This window comes from Nocardia sp. NPDC004573 (genome assembly GCF_053602135.1).
Map to the genome: position 1 here is coordinate 1 of NZ_JBSGDA010000067.1, position 1787 is coordinate 1787.

Genomic DNA, 1787 nt, shown 5'->3' on the forward strand with positions numbered 1-1787 from the left:
CGGGTCATCCCGTCGCGTGGTGCGTGGCTGGAGTTCGACGTGGACAAGCGCGACACCGTGGGTGTGCGCATCGATCGCAAACGCCGCCAGCCGGTGACCGTGCTGCTCAAGGCGCTGGGCTGGACGAACGAGCGCATCGTCGAGCGCTTCGGCTTCTCCGAGGTGATGATGACGTCCTTGGCGAAAGACGGCACGTCGGGCACCGATGAAGCCCTGCTCGACATCCATCGCAAGCTGCGTCCGGGCGAGCCGCCGACCAAGGAGTCGGCGCAGACCCTGCTGGAGAACCTGTTCTTCAAGGAGAAGCGCTACGACCTGGCGCGCGTCGGCCGCTACAAGATGAACAAGAAACTCGGCCTGCACGCCGGCGAAGTGGCCGGTTCACCGGTGCTCACCGAGGAAGACCTCGTCACGATCATCGAGTATCTGCTGCGCCTGCACGCGGGCGACAAGACCATGACCGCGCCCGGTGGCATCGAGGTCCGGGTCGAGGTCGACGACATCGATCATTTCGGTAATCGCAGGCTGCGCACCGTCGGTGAGTTGATCCAGTCCCAGATGCGGCTGGGGCTGTCGCGGATGGAGCGTGTGGTCCGCGAGCGGATGACCACGCAGGACGTCGAGGCGATCACGCCGCAGACGCTGATGAACATCCGTCCGGTGGTCGCCGCGATCAAGGAGTTCTTCGGCACCTCCCAGTTGTCGGTGTTCCTGGACGAGCGCAATCCGCTCGCGAGTCTTACCCAGAAACGCCGCCTGTCCGCGCTCGGGCCGGGTGGTCTGTCCCGTGAGCGCGCCGGTCTGGAAGTTCGCGACGTGCACTACAGCCATTACGGCCGGATGTGCCCGATCGAGACCCCGGAAGGCCCGAACATCGGCCTCATCGGGTATCTCTCGGTGTACGCGCGGGTCAATCCGTTCGGTTTCATCGAGACCCCGTACCGGAAAGTGGTCGACGGCCGGGTCACCGACGAAGTCGACTACCTGACGGCCGATCAGGAAGACCTGCGTGTCGTGGCGCAGGCGAACGAGCCGCTCGACGCCGACGGCCGCTTCCTCGCACAGCGAGTCGCGGTGCGGCGCAGGAATTCCGAGGTGGAGATCATCGACTCCGCCGAGGTCGACTACATGGACGTCTCGCCGCGCCAGATGGTGTCGGTCGCGACGGCGATGATCCCGTTCCTCGAGCACGACGACGCCAACCGCGCCCTGATGGGCGCGAACATGCAGAAGCAGGCGGTTCCGCTGATCCGCTCCGAGGCGCCTATCGTCGGCACCGGCATGGAACTGCGCGCCGCGATCGATGCGGGCGACGTGGTGGTCAGCGAAAAAGCCGGTGTGGTGGAAGAGGTTTCCGCCGACTATGTCACCGTCATGCATGACGATGGCACTCGGCGTAGCTATCGGATGCGCAAATTCGCTCGGTCCAACCAAGGCACCTGCGCCAACCAGAGCCCGATCGTGGACGAAGGCCAGCGGATCGAAACCGGGCAAGTCATCGCCGATGGCCCCGGAACTCAGAACGGTGAGATGGCGCTGGGTAAGAACCTGTTGGTGGCGATCATGCCGTGGGAGGGTCACAACTACGAGGACGCGATCATCCTGTCGCAGCGGTTGGTGGAGGAGGACGTTCTCACCTCGATTCATATCGAGGAGCACGAGATCGATGCTCGGGACACCAAGCTGGGTGCCGAGGAGATCACTCGGGATATCCCGAATGTCTCCGATGAGGTGCTCGCCGATCTGGACGAGCGTGGCATCGTGCGTATCGGTGCGGAGGTGCGTGA

At 64.4% G+C, this 1787-nt stretch carries 1 protein-coding gene; it reads left to right on the forward strand.

The genetic code is table 11. From position 1 onward, the window contains the following. On the forward strand, positions 1-1787 hold a 1787-nt coding region (rpoB, locus tag ACWEKR_RS35530; RefSeq protein ID WP_452358236.1), incomplete at both ends, for a DNA-directed RNA polymerase subunit beta.